Consider the following 1,328-nt stretch of genomic DNA (forward strand, 5'->3'; position numbering starts at 1 on the left):
CGGGGCCAACCGCCGCCCGACACGATGCGTTGGGGTGGTTACAGCTTCACGGGCCGGTGGTGGCCGGGGAACGCGGCGACGGTGCGCATCCACGCGTCGGCGAACTCCTTGAGCGCCCACGTGTCCGTGAGGGTTGCGAGGATCGGCACGCCCCGGGCGCGGTGGTAGTCCATCGTGGCGTCGTACGCCTGGGCGACCATCGTGGGCCCGTCGCTGCCGGCGACCCACACCACGCATTCCCGCGTGTCTCGCGTGTCCGGGGACGGCCGAAATCCGGTGACGATCGTGTACGGTCGCACCGCGCCGGGGCCCACCTCGGCCATCGACACCGGTTCGAGATCTCCGACGAGCGCGGCGACGGTGTACATGTACTCCATCGCGAAGTCCATGCGCTCCGGCCACGCCGGAAAGTCCTCGTACTCCCACCACCCTTTTTCGCGGTGGTGAAGAAACGTCTGGTCGTAGGCGCGGAGGATGGCGCCGAAGCCTCCGCACGGGACGACACAGACGTGTTCGTCCCAGGGGCGGGCGGTGAGATCACCGCGTTCCACACTGCCCACGATGACGGTGTGGGTGTCGGTGCCCACCGATTCGATCGGCTGGACGACGTTCGCGGTCCTGACGTGGGGCACGGCTCTCCTGGGAAATCGTCGCGGGCGGGTTGAGAGTCGCCCCGGGGAGCCCCCGGGGCGACCGGATCGACCTAGACGAACTCGGTTACGGCAAACGTGAGTTGGACGAAGTCGGCCGGCGGAGCGTGACGCACGACGGCGCGCCGCACGGTCTCGGCGTTGATGCCCTTCGGCAACTGCCGTGCGACGGCGGGCGGGTCGGGCAGCTCGCGCCACGCGCTGTAGAGGGCGCGCTCGCGGCGGGTCCGCGCATTGACCAGCTCACCCCGAAGGGTCTGGTACTGCGCCTCCGCCTCCATGACCTCGATCGCCGTCTCCGGCGTCAACAGCGTGACCTTGTCCATCGGTTGCTCCCTGCCTCGTGGTTCGGAGTCTTCCGGGGAGCCAACCCCTTCCGACATGAACAACAATACCAGCAGCAATCGGCTCGGCAGGGCGGAAAAGGGCCTCTGAGCTGCACTTTTCCATTGGCGAACGGGTGATTTGATTGGCAAGAGGCGAACCGCGACCGGCGCTTTTGGGGGTGGCCGGCATCGGCCACCCCCAAAAGCGGGGTGTCCCCTCGTTGACCGGCACGCTTGCGGGCGCACGGTTCTCGGGTGTGGGGGGGGGGGGGGGGGGGGGGGGGGGGGGGGGGGGGGGGGGGGGGGGGGGGGGGGGGGGGGGGGGGGGGGGGGGGGGGGGGGGGGGGGGGGG

Annotated in this window: 2 protein-coding genes; both read right to left on the bottom strand. The window is 70.4% G+C overall.

Features of this window, described 5'->3' with window-relative positions:
• Window positions 1-38 precede the first annotated feature (38 nt).
• Window positions 39-632: a hypothetical protein gene (locus ACZ4FV_RS52370; protein ID WP_465328547.1), complete on the bottom strand. Its 594-nt coding sequence runs from the start codon at window positions 630-632 to the stop codon at window positions 39-41.
• A 71-nt stretch (window positions 633-703) separates the two neighbouring features.
• Window positions 704-976 (bottom strand): hypothetical protein, encoded by a 273-nt coding sequence (locus ACZ4FV_RS52375; RefSeq protein ID WP_465328549.1) that lies wholly within the window; start codon window positions 974-976, stop codon window positions 704-706.
• Window positions 977-1,328: the final 352 nt, after the last annotated feature.

Source organism: Embleya sp. NPDC025285 (assembly GCF_055558835.1).